Here is a 19843-nt window from a genome sequence, read left to right on the forward strand (position 1 = left end):
CGCTAACTCCGCAATCAATTGTTCATTTTGAAATCCATGTTATGGATATTCACCGTGCAATCAAATTTTATACTCAGGCATTTGGCTGGATTATTAAAAAGGATGGCCAGATGTGGCGGATTCATACTGGGCGATCAGAATATCCAGCTGGCGAATATATAGGGATCGACGGCAGTTTTATCCTTCGCCAACAACAAGACAATGACCCTACTAATCCCAGTGCGTTCGTCTGTATCGTTGATATCGCCAATATAGACACGTCCCTTGAGATTATTAAATCAGCAGGCGGTATCGTGACAGAACCTCGCCAAGCAGTTCCATACGTAGGCTGGAAAGCATACTGCAAGGATACCGAAGGGAATATTTTCGGCGTCCTACAAAAGGATTCGAGCGTGCGATGAGTCATCTGTTTGAAACAAAAGATTTACATCATTTGTTTCAAGGCGCAAAGTTACAGAGCATACCAAAAGGCGAAGTTCTCTACTCTTCCGATCAGCCCGACAAATTAAGCTTTATTATATCCGGATTCGTAAAATCTTATTTCATTGCACATAATGGCGACCTGGGGGTACAGGCCATATACGGAACGGGGGATTTATTTCCTCTGCCTATGATCTTTACGACGTTACTTCATCAAGATGTATATGAAGGACCAGAAATTTATTATTACGAAGCCATGACAAGTATCTGGATTAACACTATAGATACGGCGCGCTTACGGCAAATAACCGAATCTAATCCTATGCTTTATCGGGAGTTATTACAAAATGCTGGCCACCGATTCCGTTCTAATATTCAGTTCTTAGAAAATCTTCGCCTTCATGGCGCATACAGCAAAACCGCCCATCAACTTGCGTACTTCGGAAACCGTTTCGGCGAGGAAACAAAAGATGGCCTGCAGATACAACTTCCGCTTACACATCAGGATATTGCAGACATTATCGGAACGACCAGGGAAACGGTAACCGCAGCCATCATTAAGCTTCGGGATAAAAAAATAATAAAAACGGCTCGCACCATTCTTATACTCGACTTCGACAAGCTTGTTGCCGAAGCGTATTCGTGAAATTTTATACAGACATATATAAAAAGTACTGATTTAATAAAGACGTAAAGTGATAACCTCTGGGATGAGAGTAAAGGAGTATCACGTCATGAGTAGTGTGATTCTCGAAACGGCAAAATTAGACAAGGCGGTGAACGAGTTATGGTGGATAGGGATTATAGAAGCCACGTTGACACTCTTCTTTGGAATAAGCGCGATTTTTTGGCCAGGGATTACTTTGGTAGTACTCGTATATTTATTTAGCGCCTTTATTCTTGGGTTTGGGATTATCCAACTCGTCGTAGGGCTAATGAGCATCCGGCGACGAAGCTCATGGTGGGTGACAGTGCTGCTTGGCGCGGTTACCATTGGTGTTGGCGTTTATCTCGTACGCACTCCAGATATATCTTTCGCAACGTTTATCCTCTTGGTTGGATTCGTACTGATCGTTCGCGGCCTACTGGATATCATGCGCGCTTTTACGGATCGCGCAACAACCCGTGATTCAGTCTATAGAACCTTTCTCACGCTCGTCGGCGCGGCTGGAATAGTGGCTGGAATTCTTATCCTGCTTCAACCCGTGGCAGGAGGCGTCGCATTCGTATGGATATTAGGACTATACGCATTCATCATAGGAACGTTGGAAATAGTGGCCGCCTTTGAACTTCGCGCGGCACTCAATGAACCAGAGACTATTGATACGGCCTTGACGCCCGCGAAGGAGGAACCGTCCGAAACGCCACCAAAACGTAATAATAGAAGGCGATCAGGAGGCGCACGCGCAAACGCATAAGGAGTAGTACGCAGCAGAGGGGGAGTCATGGCAGCAGGAATTTGTGATATTGATAAAACGAGGCCAGCGACACGTATGGTTCGCGTCAGACAAAACGGACGATTAACGACATTGGAATTGTGTGACGAACATTACAGCGCATTACTCCAACAACAATCTATAACCTCACCGTTTGAATCACTTTTTTCTGGGTCAGATACCCTTGACAGCTTTTTCGAGAATTTCGCAGGGACGGGAATGACACGGACGCCTGGCGGACGATCAATTCCGATATCTGAAAACCGCGAATCCATAGATTTAGAGCAGTACCTGTCGGATCACACGAAAGACGTTATCCAAAAAGCCGCCAAAACCGCCGTTAGCCTTGGACGGCGTGAAGTAGACACCGAACATCTGCTTTATGCGCTGACAGAAAGTGACGTTATTCAAGAAATTCTAAAGCAGTTCAAGCTGAAGGATGACGACATCCGGGGATATATTGATGCCAACGCGCCAAAAGGTGAAAAGCCGCCCGAAGACCAGGAACGAATTGAGCTTTCCGTTTCACCACGGGTTAAGCAAGTACTTGGCAACGCTCTTCAAAGTTCGCAGGAATTAGGTCATAGCTATGTTGGCCCCGAACATTTGTTAGTTGCACTCGTTCAAGAAGATGAAGGCATGGCAGGGGAGATTCTACGACGATACGGACTGACGACAGAATCCTTACGGCAGGCAGTCGTTAAGGTTGTTGGTAAAGGCGCGCAGGAGGGGCGCGTTGAGCACGCCTCAACAACGCCTCAACTTGATAAATATTCGCGTGATCTAAGCGAACTGGCACGGCAGGGCAAGCTAGATCCGGTTATCGGGAGAGCTAAGGAAATCGAAACTACCATAGAGATCCTTGCAAGACGAACAAAGAATAACCCTGTCCTAATCGGCGAGCCAGGAGTAGGTAAAACAGCAATTGCCGAAGGGTTGGCGCAGCGAATCGTGAATGGCAGGATACCCCAGGTCTTACAAAGTAAACGTGTTGTCGAACTAAGCCTTACCGCTATGGTTGCAGGCAGTAAATACCGGGGTGAATTTGAAGAACGCATCAAAACAGTACTCGACGAGATTGTTGCTCACCAGGATGAACTGATTATTTTCATCGACGAATTACACACTGTCGTCGGCGCGGGGCAGGGCGGTGGTGAAGGCGGAATTGACGTTGCAAACGTTATGAAGCCGGCGCTTGCCCGTGGCGAACTTCATCTCATTGGAGCAACGACACTAAACGAATACCAAAAATATATCGAAAAGGACGCAGCGCTAGAGCGCCGCTTCCAGCCAGTATTAATACCCGAGCCAACCGTTGAACAAACGATTGAAATCCTCCGGGGATTACGTGATAGGTATGAAGCGCATCATAGGGTTAAAATCGCGGACGATGCTCTTGTCGCGGCTGCTGAGCTTGCCGATCGTTACGTTACAAACCGCTTCCTTCCCGATAAAGCGATCGATCTTATCGATCAAGCCGCAGCACGAGTGCGCATTGGTGCCGATACACATACCCAGGAAATGGATGATGTGGGTGACAAAATCGCAAAACAAACCCGCGAACGTGATTACGCCGTCAACCATAAGCAAATGGATGAGGCAAAAAAAATCAGCGAACAACTAGAAGGCCTCGAAGCTGAAAGGGATTCTCTTACCGATAAATGGCAAGCTGATAGGGGAATTACGTCTGAAGAGGTGCGTGTTGAACACATTGCCCAAGTAGTCTCGCGTATTACGGGTATCCCCGTTGCCGAACTTACCGAAGAAGAAAAAGATAAATTACTTAAAATGGAAGAACTCCTTCATCAGCGTGTCATTGGTCAGGATCAGGCGGTTGCGGCCGTGGCTGGCGCCATACGATTGGCACGTTCAGGCCTGAGGGAAGGTACGCAGCCTATCGCGACCTTCCTTTTCCTAGGCCCAACCGGCGTCGGTAAAACCGAACTAGCGAGGACACTTGCAGAAGTTGTCTTTGGAGACGAAGAAGCCATGATCCGCATAGATATGAGCGAATATATGGAACGGCATTCAGTCGCGCGACTTATTGGAGCCCCTCCGGGATATGTTGGTTACGATGAAGGCGGACAGCTTACCGAACGTGTCCGCCGTAAACCGTATAGTGTCATATTGCTCGACGAAATCGAAAAAGCGCATCCCGACGTCCATAATATCCTTTTGCAAGTTTTCGACGATGGCCGCCTGACCGACGGAAAGGGAAGATTAGTCGATTTCACCAACACGATCATTATCGCAACGTCTAACTTGGGGTCTGAATTGATCCAAGAAAACCTAACGCGTAAGGACAAGGAAAAGAGATCCTACGACGAGCTAAAAAAGGGCTTGATGGATATTTTGCGCATACAGTTCCGACCAGAATTCCTGAACCGGCTTGATGAGATCATCGTCTTTGACGCACTCGATAAAAACCAAATTAGAGAGATCGTTGAATTACGGCTGGAACGGGTCAAGCGTCTTGCGCGAGGCCAAGGAATTACTCTCGCCTTTGAAAAATCAGCCGTTGATTATCTTGCCAAGCAGGGTTACATGCCCGAATATGGCGCCCGGGAATTACAACGGCAAATTAAGATAGAGATCGAATCCAAGCTCGCCCAAGAAATGCTAAAAGGTGATATTAGCGAAGGGAGTACGGTACGAATTGCCCATGACACAAAGAAAGGTATCGTATTTAAAACGTAGCTTGCCGTAACAAACTAAAGATACTCGGCAATTAGTGCTTTCTTGCTACCCGCTAATTCCGCAGGCGTCCCTTCAAACATAATCTGCCCACCTTTATTTCCACCCTCAGGTCCAAGATCAATAATCCAGTCCGCACCACGAATAATATCGAGGTTGTGTTCGATGGTAATAATCGTGTTATTATCACCGACAAGACGGTCAATCAAATCACGAAGCCGGGAAATATCCGACATATGCAGGCCTGTCGTTGGTTCATCCAGGACATAGACACTGCCTTTTTTGTGCAGCTCGCTTGCAAGCTTAATACGCTGGCATTCACCACCAGAAAGCGTGCTGAGTGGCTGCCCGAGCGTCAGGTAGTCAAGACCTACATCGTGCATAGCTTGTAGTTTGTGAGCGATTTCTTTTAGGTCGAAAAACTCAATTGCCTGGGCAACGGTAAGTAGCAGCGCTTCCGAAATTGATTTGCCATTATATTTATATGCCAAAACTTCGTCCTTAAAGCGACGGCCTTCACAGACATCACAGACAATCTTCGAATCATCCAAGAATCCTAGGTCGGTCGTAATAACGCCAGCACCTTTACAGTTTTCACATGCGCCCTTGGAGTTAAAACTGAATAACCCAGCGTCCACTTTATTAGCGGCAGCAAACGCTTTTCGGATAACGTCCATAATTCCCGTATATGTCGCGGGGTTAGACCTGGATGATGTTCCGACAGGGGATTGGTCAACGACGATCGCGTTAGGATGCTGACGTAAAAATACCTGATTAATCAAGGAGCTTTTACCCGATCCAGCAACGCCGGTAATGACCGTAAATACGCCCGTTGGAATATCGACACTCACGTGCTGAAGGTTATTAACATGCGCATCGGTAATAGCAAGCTTTCCTGTTGGCGTGCGGAATTCGGACTTAATAGGCAATTGGTTATTAATATGCTTGCCGGTCAACGTGTCAGCTTTTAGCAGTTCGCTATACGTTCCTTCGAAAACAACTTCACCACCTCTCGTACCAGCAAATGGCCCGACATCAACGATGTGATCCGCAGCCTTAATAACATCTGGGTCATGCTCGACAACAATAACCGTATTGCCACGGTCACGTAATTTCTTAAGCAGTTCATTTAGCCGGTGCACGTCGCGCGGGTGAAGTCCCACACTCGGTTCGTCAAAAATGTACATGACGTCTACCAGGCTGCCATTTAGGTGTTTGACCATCTTTACGCGCTGCGATTCACCACCCGAAAGAGTATCCGTCGTACGATCCAGACTAAGATAGCCCAGACCAATCTCGACAAGATTCGAAAGTCGTTCACTAACGAGCTTCACGATAGATTTTGCCGCCGGGTCATCAATCTCTTTAATCACGTCAGCAAGCTTATCGACCTGCATACTAGAAAGCTCGGCAATATTGTATTTGCCAATCTTACAGGCAAGTGCTTTTTGGCTAATACGCGCACCGTGGCAAAGCGTACATGGGCCCATCGTAATAAACGGAGCGACTGCTTTTTGGGTGCGTTCCGACATAGTCTTTAGGTCACGCATAATGTATTTACGCGTGAATTTATCGACAACCCCTTCAAAGTTCAGGTTTAGGCCAGCACCCAAATTAACCTTTACGGGCTTGGAATAATAGAGATCATCAAGTTCTTTTTCAGTGAAATCTTTTAGTTTCTTATCATTGTCAAAAAGTTTCGACGATGCGACCGTACGGAAATACCACCCGTCAACGACGTAATCAGGCATTAGGATCGCACCCGAGTTAAGCGATTCATTCATATCAAAAGCAGCTTCAAAATCGATGCTTAATTTTCTACCTAGACCGTTACACTCGGGGCACATGCCTCCTGGATCATTAAACGAAAACAGGTTGGCATAGCCGACGTACGGCTTGCCTATGCGCGAAAACAACAGACGCAGGGCAGTCGATATATCAGTCACCGTACCGACAGTTGAATGTGACCCGCCGCCTAATTGTTTTTGGTCAACGATAACCGCCATACTCAGGTTTTTAATTTCCTCAGCTTGGGGCTGGGAAATGTGCGGCAAGAAATTACGCACGAACATGCTAAAGTTTTCATTCAGCAGGCGCTGCGCTTCAGCGGCAATCGTGTCAAAAACAATCGATGACTTGCCCGACCCGGATACGCCGGTAAAGATCGTTATTTTCCGTTTAGGGATTTTGAGCGTGACATCTTTTAGATTGTTTTCGTGAGCGCCGCGAATTTCAATATATTCTTGCATAGTCATTCTATTATTCCACAGCAAAGGGTTTTTGTCTTCGTAAACAGGATGGGCAGATATCTCCCTCATACATCGTGCTACAATCAGAGAGGATAGGCGGATGCCAACAGAGACAGTTCTGCACCGCTTGGCTAGGATATATTTATGAAACAACAACAGAAAACAGCTTCGCTCCATTCATATCACTGCGTATGCGGCAAACTGCTGTTCAAGGGGCTTCTTCTCGATAGTACCGTCCAAATTAAATGCAAAAAATGCGGTGAGCTAATGTCCTTCCAGGGCAGAAATGACCAGGCTGACACGGAAGATTATTACGCGCTCATGCTCAATCGTAACGGCGATGTCGTCAGCGCGAGTTCCAATATCCTGCAATTATTCGGTTATAAATTATCGGATCTTTTATCAAAAAACTATGCCGAGCTACTCCCCGTAGTCGCGGGTACCATTGCGCGGGCGAATTTTGAGCCGTTATGGTCACTCCGAAATAAAGAACACTATTTCTTCAGAAGCAAGGTTACGCATCGCAACAAAAAAGGGGAGGCCATAGCCGGCATTGCCCAGTCAAAGTTCATCGAAGCTCCAAATGGGACTTTTCTTTTCAATGTTTTCTACCCAATGGAAGCTAAGGTAAGCACTCGGGCCGAATCAGAGTTTTCGCACCTGCGTGAATACCCGTTCATCCTGCGGATTGGCGTGGATGGAATGTGTCTCGATGCGAGCAGTGTCCGCCAGCGACCATATAATCGTCCGAGAAGTGAAATTATCGGCAAGCCTTTTACGATGTTCATGCAGGAAAGCGTTGCCGTTCGCGAAACGTTTTTGCGCCAACTTCGCACGGGTAAACCCTTTGAGCTCCTAAACAAGAAATTCGAACGGGTCGATGGCAGCACGGTCCGTCACGATACGTATTTTGCACCGAACTTTGACAAAAACGGCGAATGTGTCGATTATTCCGTCTATGTGTTCGACTACGATTTACTAAAAAACCACGAGCGACAATTTGCCTTAGACCCAATCGTGTAGTATAAATATATACATAAGAGGTTCTCGAAACCCCCAACTCTGGCTTTTGAATTCTACAAAAGTATCCGTAATCTGACTAATAACCAAGGGGAGAACGAGAATGCGCCTAAAACGTAATAATAAACTACAGATTGCTGTCATAGCCGTCCTGGCAATAGGCGGTATCTCGTTTGGAGTATTCGCGTCCACTCCAGAAGCCCACGCGGCAAGCATCGCGCGCTACGTAGCGACGACTGGCACGAACGCAGGCGACTGTTCAAATCCAGCAAGCCCATGTCTAACGGTCCAGTACGCGGTCACGAATGCCGTCGCAAGTGACGTTATCAACGTTGCGGCAGGTACGTACACCGAATCCGTCGTAGTTAATAAAGCCCTGACACTAAAAGGAGCTCAGGCTGACGTTGATGCCCGCACCCGTTCAGCCACTGAAACGATCATACGCGTACCCGATGCCGGTGCGCTTGTTCCTTTCGGAATCCGCGTTACGGCAAGTGACGTGACAGTTAACGGCTTTACGCTTACTACCGAAAGCACGACCGACCAATCGCATGCGATCGAAGTTACCAGCGGTGGAGCAGCCAACTTAAACGTACAGAACAATATCATTAAAGACAATGGCTGGGGCATTTTCGCATACTCTACTACCGACATTAATGGCCTTCGCGTTAGCAAAAACCTCTTTACGGATAACGACCGCTCGGATACTTCAACGGATCTATACCTGACAGGAAGTGTCGGTTCGGACATTGAAATATCCGACAATATAATAAAAGACAGTGACAATGGGGTCAGCGCGCCAAAAACGGCGATAAACCTTGGCGCTGACGCAGGCCAGACGCTGACGAATGTCCGGGTTTTGCGTAATACCGTCAGTAATACCGGCGGATTCCTCGTGCTCCACTCTACTGATGGTGCTACGATCGAAGGTAACACTGCAACGAACGGATCAAGAACAGCGCTTTCGCTGAACTTAAAACTAAGCAACGTCACAATTAAGAATAACAGCCTGACAAACTTCAATTACGGTGCTGAGTTTAAGACTGATTTCCCAGTAGGAGGCGCGCCTTCGACTAACGTTACCTTCAGCGGCAATACGATAACGGGATCACAACAAGCCGCGGCGGCAATACGCGCTAATTCAATCGGTACAGGCATCGTATTTACGGGTAACTCAATCACGGGAAATCCGATTGGCATCCTAAACCAAAGTACAGTCGCCGTCACCGCAAACGATAACTGGTGGGGATGTAACGCTGGTCCTGGCAACGCGGGATGTGACCCAGTGCAGGGTAACGTCACTGTCGCCTCATGGACAGGCCAAGTAATCCCTGGTGTACCAAACACAGGCACGGCAGCTCTTTCCGCTTCACCAATCGTCGTAAGCGGCATAGTCGCGGTCCTGATTCTTGCCGGAGGAAGTTACGCTGTCTATAGACTCCGCCAATAGCCAAAAGAAGGGTAAGAAAAATAGCAAAAGACCCTTTGTAATACGGCCGAAGCGGCATACGAAGGGTTATCTTTTGCTGTTTGCCTGTATGCTAGTATGCGCTGCTAGCTTTGCCGGCATACAGTTCTTGCTCCAAAAACCTCATACCCCACCGGTACAAGTAACACCCGTAAAACAGAGTGAAAAGCGCGCGCCGGTTGTCGCAGCTCCGGCTATTACCGATACACAGCCCGATGCGCAATTTCTTTCTATCCCAAAAATCGGCGTCAAAAACGCGCCAGTCGTGCAACTCGGGCTTACGAATGACGGCGCGATGGACGCGCCAAAGAATAACACCGATGTCGGATGGTATGACGGAAGCGGCAGGCCGGGTAGCGGCAAAGGGTCAGCACTCATCGACGGCCACGCAGGAGCGCCGGGCATACCGGGTGTCTTCGTAGGTCTTGGACGTCTCGCTGTTGATGATCTCTTGACGATTAACGAGAAGGGTACGGTATTTACTTATACCGTAAAGAAAATCGAAACGCTCTCCGCCGAACAGGTAGATATGCGCAAGATGATGCGATCAATCGAACCCGACAAAGAAGGATTGAATCTTATTACGTGCAGCGGCGACTTTACGCCGTCTACGCAGCGATACAGCGACCGGGTACTCGTCTACGCAGTTCGCGTATAAACATACGTACTAATTGCTACTCCGTGTTTCCAAAATGGGCTACGAATTGCCGCTGCAGCTGTGTCGTAATAGCTACGGGATCATCACGATCCGAATCAGGAAGTGAGTCAACTAACGCTGCGGCCGTCTGCAAAGGACCAAGCTGCACATGCATGGTCTGGGGACGACCCAGTACGCCCCGGCCACGCACAGCCAATGCGCCAAGAAGCTGTACATTGGAAATTTTATCCAAAGAGTAGGGCGCTATGAGTATGTCTTTTCGCGTTTCTTCGGATATGTGCTGGATGATCCTGCCGACACCAGCCCTCCAGGGGTGAGTCCTTGCATCCACCACACGGCCGGTAGGGTGTATATTAACCGTACCGCCCTCTACTAGCTTTTCGCTCGCTATCCCAAGCGAACGCGTGTTAGCTTCCTCTGATTCGGCCAGAGTAAGAAGATAATGCCGGAAAATGACCCGGTTGGCTATTTCATAATTAAGAGGGTTAGCCCGGTCACGCGCAAGAATGCGTGGATATACGGGGAGGGCGTGCTGCTCGGCAGCCACGTGGCCCAATGACAAATATACTTCGCGTTGAACGTAAAATTTCGCAATATTAAGCATGTCAGTCCGGCCCATTTGACTTAATATATCCGTCAATGCGATAAATTCCCATTGGTTCTTGTGATCCCCGACAAATAAAATGCCTCCTGAATGATCCTGCAACTGATCAAAATCACCCTCGACGTCAACGGTTACGTGACCTTGTTGCAAAGTCTGGTGGATCGCATCGACAAAACCAACCGTGTTACCTAACTCCTCAATCTCCTGCAAAAATCGTGGCGTCCAACGACGGTCAGAATTAGTGAGACTTTGCTCGGGCTGAATCATAGTCATACTATAAGTGATTAGCCGGCAATCACAAAAGTCTGGTCGGAGCAGGTGGACAAAATAGTTTCCATCTTGGTATGTTCAGCAGGCGTCACCCAGAGACCATCGTACTCCGTCTTTATGACGACTTGATGTGCGACAAGCTCGCAGCTCTCGTTTTTATCCGGTGGTTCCCATTCGGAAATATCGTTATCGCTTTTATCCCTATTCACTGAAGTCTCGACAGCTAGCAGGTTAAGGCCATCATTCGCAAACTCTTTCCGCGTTTCAGGAGACCACTCTTGAGCTCCTTTTTGCCAAGCATCGCTAAGCGCCACGACGTGGTCTATCTCTATCTTTTTTCCTATTTCTTCAGGAGAAGAGAAAAAGGGAGTATCTTTGCCCGAATAAGGATCATGCAATTTGCCTGACAACACTTCACATTTTGGGCCTATAACGGTCTCGGTAAGGTCGCGTCGCAGAATAGTCTCTCTTGTACTACAGCCTTTGACAGTCCTCCAGCCACTACCAAATTGCTTATCACGATCATATTTGGTCTCCTCGTTCTCTGGTATGCTGTCCTTAATAGCCAGCAAACCTAAGTTACAGACAACTTCTGACATTGGAATCCGTATACCTTCCGCAGTTCGGGAAATAGGGGCGCACTGAATATCGGTAGCGACGTTCTTCTCTTCGGCACTAGTACTACATGCAACAAGGTTAGGACCAAGCGCAAGCGTCGCAAAAACAGCAGCAAGCCGCTGCTGGTTTTTTCGAGCGATCGCATATCGTTCAATCATTGAATATACTATAACATTTATTTTCTAATTTTGCAATAGGGCGCACCCTAGGCATCTACGCGTGTTACGTATCCTGTCATGGTCGCGAATCATATAATCCAATTACACTACCATTTTCTTTTAAGTGATGTACGAAACTAGTAAACAGAAGTGTCTGTTCTGAGCTTTCGTCATCAGCAGTTATCCAATATGACCAGTCTACTCCTTCTTTTGTGTCAAACTTATTCTCAGCGAAAACATTTACTGTCACATTGTAGTTTTGTTTCCTTAGCAGAGAAGTTTCATAAACAATGCTGTTCAACGTAGCTCGACGTTCGGACGTAGTGATGGCGATGTCTCCGCCGTTATCTGCCTTTCGATGACGATAACTACCTACGTTTAGAAGAACATCTCGCGTATCAAGAGATTTAGCCACCTCCTCAAGTAAGTAAGCGGGCGCAAATTCATCTGCAGACGTTATCTCTGAACGCTTATCATCATCGGGTGGATGCCACGGGAATCCTTGCAATCCCGCAACATCGACAAGTGAATTGTCGATGAGCCTCGTATACGCAAGAAGTTGCGATGCCTTGTCACTCACCCCGACTTGAGAGTCGAGTAAGATACCAGTTTTCCCGGCAGGAAATGCCTGACGAAGCGTTTTAAAATAACGATTGACCGAATAGGCAAAATCATCTGGACTACTATTGTTCCATGTTGGCTGTTGCGGTTCCGGGAAAGGAATCCATAATCCCATCATTGCATCAGTAATGCCGTTACTTTTCAGACGCATAAAATAGGTAGTCATCCAATCATCATAATAACCTGTAGCATATTCATGAAAATCAACCAAACCCCAATCAGAGTCAGGTTCCATAATAACGATTGGCGTAATGTGTTGCTTGTCAAAATCTTTCAGCCGTGCAGTCATCATATCTGCGGCTGCGTTTGCGTTAGGATCAGAGATTGGCATATTGGTAAAGATCATCATGTCATCAAGAAATGCTGAGCCACATACTTTTTCATATTCAGCAATCACTTTTAGCTGCGGGTCACTCGTAGTTGGACGTTCCTTCATGGCATCGTCTGAGCATACGGCGGTATCTTTATTCTCTATAGCTACAGTGGCATTCGTACTAAAAATATGGTTGCCGGTGAGTTGAAAAGTAACAATCTCCGACGTTATTCCTATACAAACAAGAAAAAGGATGCTGTAAACAATGAGATCCCTACGTTTCATGAAGTAGCTCCTTTGCGTGTCATCGTTCCCTTTTTCACCGAGATGCCTTTTCGATGCCATTTCTGCCAAGAAATTGCCTCCGATCGAAAAGTAGCTGCAATGGATTTCATAAGAGCAAGGTATTCAATCCACACTAGAGCGTAAAACATCATCCAGGTAAAAGGAAAGATGAAGATAATCCACCAGTTCCTAGCCTTTTCTGTGAATAGTCCGACAACGATATACATGATACCGATAAAGAGAGCGCCTAAAACTAATGAGCTATAGTCCCCAGTAATATAACTATATATAACAAGCAAAGTAAGTCCGAAAGGTTCAAAGAGTAACTGCAATTCAGCAAGCATGGCAAATGGGAGAATAAACCAAGTCAGCCATTGATTGTGATGAAGTTTTGTCGAGAAGAACATTCGTTTATATGTCAAGAATGCTTCAAAACGTCCCTTCTTCCATCGAAGACGCTGTCTAATAAGCCCCACGACAGTGTTTGCACCTTCGGTATAGCAAATTGCATCATCAGCGTAGACTGCTTCATGACCGTGATAGCGGGTGCGTAGCGACATTTCGATATCTTCCGTAATACTCGATGTGTCAAAAAGCCCAATCTGATCAAATACCGTATTTCTACGAAATGCCGCGCAAGCACCACCGTATATGTATTCAGCGCCCAGAACCGAGTGCGCACGCTTATGATAAAAACCGAATAGATATTCAAGCCGTTGAAGTAAATTGAGAAAACTAATTTCACCGGCAACCTTTACATTACCGACGACAGCGTCAACATTATCATCGCCAAAATAGTGGACAATATTCTTCACCATATGCCGATCAGCAATAGAGTCGGCATCGATAGTGATGATAATTTCACCGCGCGCTTTTCCAATAGCGTGATTTAGCGCCTTACCTTTACCTCCGTTGACTTTATAGTCATACACGAGCGATTTGGCGTCTAAACTAAACTTTTCGGCGTTGTCATTTTGAAATTTTTTAACAATACGATCAGTTCCGTCAGATGACCCATCATTAATCACGATGATTTCTATAAAGGGGTAGTCATTGTATAGCACCGACTTAACAGTCGAAAGTATACCAATTTCTTCATTCCAGGCAGGAACTAATACAGATACAAGTGGAGTATAAGGCTTATTTTTTCTAGACTTGGCAATTCGTAAACTACGTAGTGATTCTTTAACACGATGGAATGGTGCCGCAAGCAGGAAGAGTGTGTACTTGATGAGCAGAAGAGCTGCAAAAATACGTGTTAGATTGCGAATGAGCTCATATAAAAAAGTGTAGTCTATCATATACGTTCTCCTACTTTCACTAGTGATGCCTGAAAGGATTTTACAGAACCATCGGTATCGTTAATCATTACGACGATAATACGCGACGTATCAGCCTCAAGGCTTCTATCAATTCGGCTAGGATCGTCGCTCGTCTGAGAAACTTGATAGCCAAGCTGCCAGCCTTCAGTAGTAACGACATTAACAATATCATCATTCAGTACTTCACCTAGATGCTGGGTAGTCAATGTATTGTAGCGTAAATAAATCACAGCTTCACCGAAAACCTTTTGTTTTTGATCAGTGGTCACTACTGTCTGCGCTAGCCCTTTGCTTGCAAGCCAACCACTAGCGTTAAAGTGACCAGGAATGATATCAATATGTTGCTTCGTCTCAGATAGCTTGATTTTTTTTGGTACACCAAAGCTGCCTTCGTTAAATTTCGTCATAGAAGCGATTTTCAACTCCTTATTAAGCCCCGGCATGCTGGTTAACCGAACAGTTTGAATGACGGGGGAGAAAGGTACATCTTCCTTGGCGATAACTTCATAAGTATTTGCGGATGCGTATAGCGTGAAGCTGCCTATCGCAGCCATACAGATAGCTAAGACGAATTTTGCGCGAATATTGTGCAGGAATGACGCCTTCATTCTTTGTTTCATTTCGATCCGCCCACTTTCTTGGTTCTTATATCAATCCCTCGGGCAATTAAAGAAGCGAGTAGGTTTGCAATAATAACTGCAAAAAAGATTCCTAGCACCAGGTAGAAGAGCACGCGAAAAGGCGAGTCGCCGAAATTAAGCAAACTTAACATTTGTCTTTACATTATCATATATTTTGATATAATTCAACTATATGTTTAATATATACTTTTCAAATGTGTTCGGTCTTAGTGCTATGTATAAAAAACGGCTTGCCTTCTATAGTCTCCTCATCGGATCTGTAGCCTTAACATTAGCCATCTTTCTTTTTATATTGGATACCGATAACATAGACAGTAATGTAACAGTGTTCGATGAAGTTTTATACTACTCGAAGTTTTTCTGGTTTGCAGGTGCACTTGTTGCGATATCGAATTTTATAGGCCTGTTAGTCTTCGGCATTCCAGACGATATCAACCGAAAAAATATTAAGGCCCTTACGGAAAATGGTTGGAATAAAAATAAAAAACTAATCGTTGTCTTTGTTTCAAAGGGGGATAATTATATAGCGCTTGAGCGATCGATTATCACCACAGGAAGATTATTGGAGAAATATCACATCAACCATCGAATCGATGTTGTTACCGACAGTGAAGTCAAGAATAAACATTCTCATGGCATAGCTGTTGTCTACCACGTAGTGCCTGATCAGTACACAACAAAAGGTGGGAGTCGATACAAAGCCAGAGCCCTCCATTTCGTCGTTGAGAAACACGCAGAGGAAGAGTTGCATACAAATAACACGGAGACATGGGTGCTGCACCTAGACGAAGAGAGCCAACTTCATGAAAGTGCCCTAGCAGGCATTCATACATTCATCAATAACCCCGTAAATGCGAATGCGGTTGGCCAAGGAGAAATTAAGTATAATGCTCATCAATATGGGAAAAATATACTCATCACTGCTATGGATGCAGTTCGAACTGGTGATGATTTAGGTCGTTTTCGCTTTCAATACAAAATCTTCAAAAAGCCACTCTTCGGTATGCACGGCTCGTTCATTCTTATTCCAGGTAAACTTGAACAAATGTATGGCTTCGACTTGGGTGGCAAAGGATCAATCACCGAAGATGCTTATTTTGCTCTGAAGTGCGCAAGCGAGGGCCATGATTTCAAATGGGTAGATGGTTTCATCCAAGAGCAGTCTCCTTATTCAATTTCAGCAATTATTAAACAGCGCAGACGTTGGTACTGTGGCCTTATGTATCTTGCATTTGATAGGCGTGTAAAGTTTACAAGTCGTGCAGCTATGATGCTAAACATGCTCCTCTGGACTGTTGCATGGGTAGGTCCTATAGTGACATTTGTAAATTTAATGTTCGGTGGGTATTTTCCGCTCTTACTTATCATCTGTGCCGCTCTCATTCAAGGTTTTTACGTATCAGTGTATATGATCGGGCTATGGCATAACCTTGAGGATACGACAATCTCTTCACTCAAACGAATCTATATGTTTATTGCAACATTTATTCTTGTTCCGGTAGTAAATGCTATTGAAGGCTTTTCGGTCCTCTACGGTATTTTAAAACCAGTCAAGCACTTCGACGTAGTCCATAAGAACTAACCCTTATAGGGTTCTCGAATTCTCATATTTACCTCGTTATAACCGCAACATCATGAGGCCGGGATTCGCGGTAGCCAGCATTCGTGATCCGAATGAACCTTGTCTTAGTCCGATGAGTTTCAATATCACCTGATCCAACATACGACATGCTTTTTCGCAGGGCTTTCACGTAGTGATCCATCATCTCAACAACCGATCCTCTATATGGAATGTAGGATTCGACGCCTTCGCTAAGCGGCACGCCCTTTGCACCTTCGACGCCGTAGCGCTTCCGGGACGCTTCGCTCTCTTCCATGGCACTTGGCGAACCCATACCGCGGTACAGCTTAACCAATTGGCCGTTATCATTCGTAAGGATCTCGCCTGGAGTTTCTTTCGTGCCCGCCAGCTTACTCCCCATCATGACTGAGGATGCGCCAGCCGCTATCGCAATCGATATGTCCCCTGGATTATTAATGCCGCCATCAGCGCAAACGGGAACTCCCAAATCCTTAACAGCCTGAACGCATTCGTAGACAGCGGTGACCTGCGGGCAGCCGATACCGGTTTCTATTCGTGTCGTACAAATCGAACCAGGGCCTTGTCCAACCTTAATCCCGTCAGCACCCGCTTCAGCCAACTCTCTAGCGGAATCAGCATTCGAAACGTTACCAATAACCACGTCAAGTTTAGGAAATTCTTTTTTAATTTGCTTAAGTGTCGCAAGGGCAAAGTCTGAATCTCCCTGCGCCGTATCAATAACGGCAACGTCGAGATAATCGCCCATTAAACGGATACGCTCTAACGCGCCTTCGTCAGTGGGGACGGCTGCAGCTACCCTTAGGCGGCCCGCTGCGTCAAGATTATATTGTTCAGGGTTACCATGTACCAAACGTAGCACATCCGACAAAACATACATTCCTTGGACAGCACCTTTTTTACTCACGATAGGCAGAGTCTGCTCCTTGAGTTTCTTCATAAGATCATACGCTTTATTAACATCCACGTCTTTTGAAGTAACCGTCACTTTAGATGCGGGTATCATAACGTCTCTTACGAGGATTGAGGGTGAGGCAAGACCAAAATCGAAGTCATTTTGGGTAAGTAGGCCGACAAATATATCGTCATCATCAATAACAGGAAATGTTCGGAAACTAAAATCACGGCGTTCACACATAGCAAGAACGTCGCCAAGAGTTTCGTCCGCTTTGACCGTTACGGGGTTATCGATACGTCCGTTGAGTTCAAGTTTTACTCTTCGGACTTCTTCGCGTTGTCTTTCAGGGGATAGTCCGGCGTGGATAACGCCGATCCCACCAATTTTTGCCATAGCGATTGCCATTTTCGCGGTTGTCACCGTATCCATGGCCGCACTGACCATTGGCACGCGCAGCTCAACGTTACGTGAGAATTTACTAGTGATATTCACACTTCCCGCAGCAAAATGACTACGGCCCGTATCCAAGCGGACGTCATCGAAGGTGAGTGCGAGTCCGCTTTGCCTCATAACATCAAAGAACTTGTCCCTATCTATACCCATACTTCCTCCTATTTATTAAACGATTCTACCACAGACAATACCTGGCTGTACTACAAAACAGCGTTCCGATCTCGTTTGACGACTAAATAGCGAGATATAAATACGAACTCTCAAAGTAATGAAACATACGTCGTATCGCGTGGCTAGGATGGCAGGTCTGGAACATTGACAAACGGGTTCTTGCCAACACATAATAAACTATGGAAATACATACTCGGTCTCTCGCTTTCGACAACGCACTGCTCAGACCTATATACACTGGCTTTTTACGTACCGGCATTAAACTAAAAACTAAACTCGAGGCACAAACCCAAGAAGTTGAAAGGGTCAGGAAGCCGAATCTCTTGGTTGGAGGTTTATTCGTGACCAATGTGAGGGATGGGTACTCTTTATGAATACAGACGCAGCAAACCACAAAGCTTCATTACACCCCGTACTTGTCATAGATTTTGGTGCGCAGTATGCACAACTAATTACTCGCAGGATACGCGAAGCACACATTTACTCCGAGCTCGTTCCTCATACGATGCCTATCGAGGAGATACTGGCAAAGCAGCCTTCGGCAATTATCTTGTCCGGCGGTCCGTCAAGTGTCTATTCGGACAATGCCCCGACCGTAGACACGGCACTATTTAGTAGTGGTCTTCCTATCTTTGGGATTTGCTATGGCTTTCAACTCATGACACAAGGTCTTGGAGGTACGGTAGAAAAAACTGGACAACGTGAATTTGGCGCAACTGAGCTTGAAGTGACTTCTCAAAAAGCAAGAATCACTGATAAAATGCCACTAAAACAAACGGTTTGGATGAGTCATGGCGATCACGTGTCAAAAGCCCCGAAGGGTTTTGATGTTATTGCCAAAACCCTTGGCGCGCCGGTTGCTGCTTTCGAGAATTTCCCAAAGAAAATGGCCGGAGTGCAATTTCACCCAGAAGTCTTTCATACGGAATATGGTCAAGACATGCTCAAAAAGTTCCTATATGAAATTGCTGGCCTAAAACCGACATGGACCGCCTCCAACATTATCGAAGATCAGATAAAACTCATTCGTGGAAAAGTCGGTAGTGAACAAGTCATTTGTGGATTATCAGGTGGGGTTGATTCGGCAGTCGCAGCGGCATTAGTTCATAAGGCTATTGGCGACCAGCTAACCTGTGTATTCGTTGATCACGGCCTGTTGCGCGCAGGAGAAGCCGAGCAGGTAGAAACAGATTATGTTGCTGCAACAGGGATAAAACTTAAGGTCGTGAATGTAGCAGAGCAATTTCTCACTAAGTTACATGGGGTAGAAGATCCCGAAAAAAAGAGAAAGATCATAGGCGGAGAATTTATCCGTACATTCGAAAAGGCCGCTGCTGAAATATCGTCCGAAAAGAAAGTTAAATTCTTAGTCCAGGGAACGCTTTATCCCGATGTTGTCGAGTCGGGTGGTGGCTCTTCCACGGCCAATATAAAATCGCATCATAATGTCGGTGGCCTACCAAAGGATCTTTCTTTTGAATTAATTGAGCCGTTACGCAGTCTTTTCAAGGATGAGGTACGGGCACTTGGTCGTGAGCTGGGACTTCCTGAAGAGATCGTCAGCCGACACCCATTCCCAGGTCCAGGCTTAGCAATCCGCATTATCGGAGCCGTCGATCAACGGCGGTTAGATATCCTGCGCGCTGCCGACAGTATTGCTCAAAATGAACTGGATGCATCTGGACTAGCTAACCAGGTATGGCAGTTCCCAGTTGTTCTTCTTGCTGACGTCCGGTCAGTTGGAGTACAGGGTGACGGCCGGACTTACGGACACCCTATTGTCTTGCGTCCCGTTTCTTCGGAAGATGCAATGACTGCAGACTGGTCTCGTTTACCATATGATCTGTTATCTCGAATATCAAACCGTATCACAAACGAAGTTCCAGATATAAACCGTGTCACTCTTGATATTACCAGCAAGCCACCGGGCACGATCGAGTGGGA

The 19843-nt window shown here is 46.2% G+C and carries 16 protein-coding genes; 9 read left to right on the forward strand and 7 right to left on the reverse strand.

All coding sequences use genetic code 11. The features are described from left to right. The 4 genes from VK497_05980 to VK497_05995 form a co-directional block, all read left to right on the forward strand. Nucleotides 1–401 (forward strand): VOC family protein (locus VK497_05980; GenBank protein ID HMI09916.1); only part of this gene is annotated, 401 nt, incomplete at its 5' end. Next, the gene (locus tag VK497_05985; protein HMI09917.1) at nucleotides 398–1066 is read left to right on the forward strand and encodes a Crp/Fnr family transcriptional regulator; all 669 of its coding nucleotides are present in this window, start codon (nucleotides 398–400) and stop codon (nucleotides 1064–1066) included. The genes VK497_05980 and VK497_05985, both read left to right, overlap by 4 nt. 88 nt (nucleotides 1067–1154) lie before the next feature. After that, nucleotides 1155–1838 (forward strand): DUF308 domain-containing protein, encoded by a 684-nt coding sequence (locus VK497_05990; protein ID HMI09918.1) that lies wholly within the window; start codon nucleotides 1155–1157, stop codon nucleotides 1836–1838. A gap of 27 nt (nucleotides 1839–1865) precedes the next feature. Further along, nucleotides 1866–4553: an AAA family ATPase gene (locus VK497_05995; protein ID HMI09919.1), complete on the forward strand. Its 2688-nt coding sequence runs from the start codon at nucleotides 1866–1868 to the stop codon at nucleotides 4551–4553. Between the two features lie 14 nt (nucleotides 4554–4567). On the opposite strand, the gene VK497_06000 is transcribed toward VK497_05995, so the two are convergent. Continuing rightward, nucleotides 4568–6805 (reverse strand): excinuclease ABC subunit UvrA, encoded by a 2238-nt coding sequence (locus VK497_06000; protein ID HMI09920.1) that lies wholly within the window; start codon nucleotides 6803–6805, stop codon nucleotides 4568–4570. A gap of 138 nt (nucleotides 6806–6943) precedes the next feature. On the opposite strand from VK497_06000, the gene VK497_06005 reads away from it, so the two are divergent. The 3 genes from VK497_06005 to VK497_06015 all read left to right on the forward strand — a co-directional run bounded on the left by VK497_06005 (nucleotide 6944) and on the right by VK497_06015 (nucleotide 9945). After that, the gene (locus VK497_06005; GenBank protein HMI09921.1) at nucleotides 6944–7822 is read left to right on the forward strand and encodes a PAS domain-containing protein; all 879 of its coding nucleotides are present in this window, start codon (nucleotides 6944–6946) and stop codon (nucleotides 7820–7822) included. 100 nt (nucleotides 7823–7922) lie between these two features. After that, the gene (locus tag VK497_06010; GenBank protein HMI09922.1) at nucleotides 7923–9269 is read left to right on the forward strand and encodes a right-handed parallel beta-helix repeat-containing protein; all 1347 of its coding nucleotides are present in this window, start codon (nucleotides 7923–7925) and stop codon (nucleotides 9267–9269) included. 88 nt (nucleotides 9270–9357) lie between these two features. Next, nucleotides 9358–9945 (forward strand): class F sortase, encoded by a 588-nt coding sequence (locus VK497_06015; protein HMI09923.1) that lies wholly within the window; start codon nucleotides 9358–9360, stop codon nucleotides 9943–9945. 16 nt (nucleotides 9946–9961) lie between these two features. On the opposite strand, the gene VK497_06020 is transcribed toward VK497_06015, so the two are convergent. The 5 genes from VK497_06020 to VK497_06040 all read right to left on the reverse strand — a co-directional run bounded on the left by VK497_06020 (nucleotide 9962) and on the right by VK497_06040 (nucleotide 14744). Beyond that, entirely contained in the window at nucleotides 9962–10822 is an 861-nt protein-coding gene (locus VK497_06020; protein HMI09924.1) for a hypothetical protein, read from the reverse strand. An 11-nt stretch (nucleotides 10823–10833) separates the two neighbouring features. Next, the gene (locus tag VK497_06025) at nucleotides 10834–11595 is read right to left on the reverse strand and encodes an HNH endonuclease family protein (GenBank protein ID HMI09925.1); all 762 of its coding nucleotides are present in this window, start codon (nucleotides 11593–11595) and stop codon (nucleotides 10834–10836) included. Nucleotides 11596–11671: 76 nt separating this feature from the next. Then, on the reverse strand, nucleotides 11672–12814 hold the full coding sequence (locus VK497_06030; protein ID HMI09926.1) for a hypothetical protein: 1143 nt from the start codon (nucleotides 12812–12814) through the stop codon (nucleotides 11672–11674). Further along, entirely contained in the window at nucleotides 12811–14115 is a 1305-nt protein-coding gene (locus VK497_06035; GenBank protein HMI09927.1) for a glycosyltransferase family 2 protein, read from the reverse strand. Before VK497_06035 ends, VK497_06030 begins: the two co-directional genes overlap by 4 nt. Beyond that, the gene (locus tag VK497_06040; GenBank protein HMI09928.1) at nucleotides 14112–14744 is read right to left on the reverse strand and encodes a hypothetical protein; all 633 of its coding nucleotides are present in this window, start codon (nucleotides 14742–14744) and stop codon (nucleotides 14112–14114) included. Before VK497_06040 ends, VK497_06035 begins: the two co-directional genes overlap by 4 nt. Before the next feature lie 205 nt (nucleotides 14745–14949). Between VK497_06040 and VK497_06045 the strand changes: the two genes are divergently transcribed. Then, nucleotides 14950–16359 carry a glycosyltransferase family 2 protein gene (locus VK497_06045; protein HMI09929.1) on the forward strand — a complete coding sequence of 470 codons (1410 nt, stop codon included), beginning with the start codon at nucleotides 14950–14952 and terminating at the stop codon, nucleotides 16357–16359. Nucleotides 16360–16387: 28 nt separating this feature from the next. Here the strand turns inward: VK497_06045 and VK497_06050 are convergent, their stop codons facing one another. Next, on the reverse strand, nucleotides 16388–17878 hold the full coding sequence (locus VK497_06050) for an IMP dehydrogenase (GenBank protein HMI09930.1): 1491 nt from the start codon (nucleotides 17876–17878) through the stop codon (nucleotides 16388–16390). A 391-nt stretch (nucleotides 17879–18269) separates the two neighbouring features. Between VK497_06050 and guaA the strand changes: the two genes are divergently transcribed. Further along, on the forward strand, nucleotides 18270–19843 hold a 1574-nt coding region (guaA, locus tag VK497_06055), incomplete at its 3' end, for a glutamine-hydrolyzing GMP synthase (protein HMI09931.1).

The organism is Candidatus Saccharimonadales bacterium (assembly GCA_035317825.1).
Classification (GTDB): domain Bacteria; phylum Patescibacteriota; class Saccharimonadia; order Saccharimonadales; family Saccharimonadaceae; genus DATHGB01.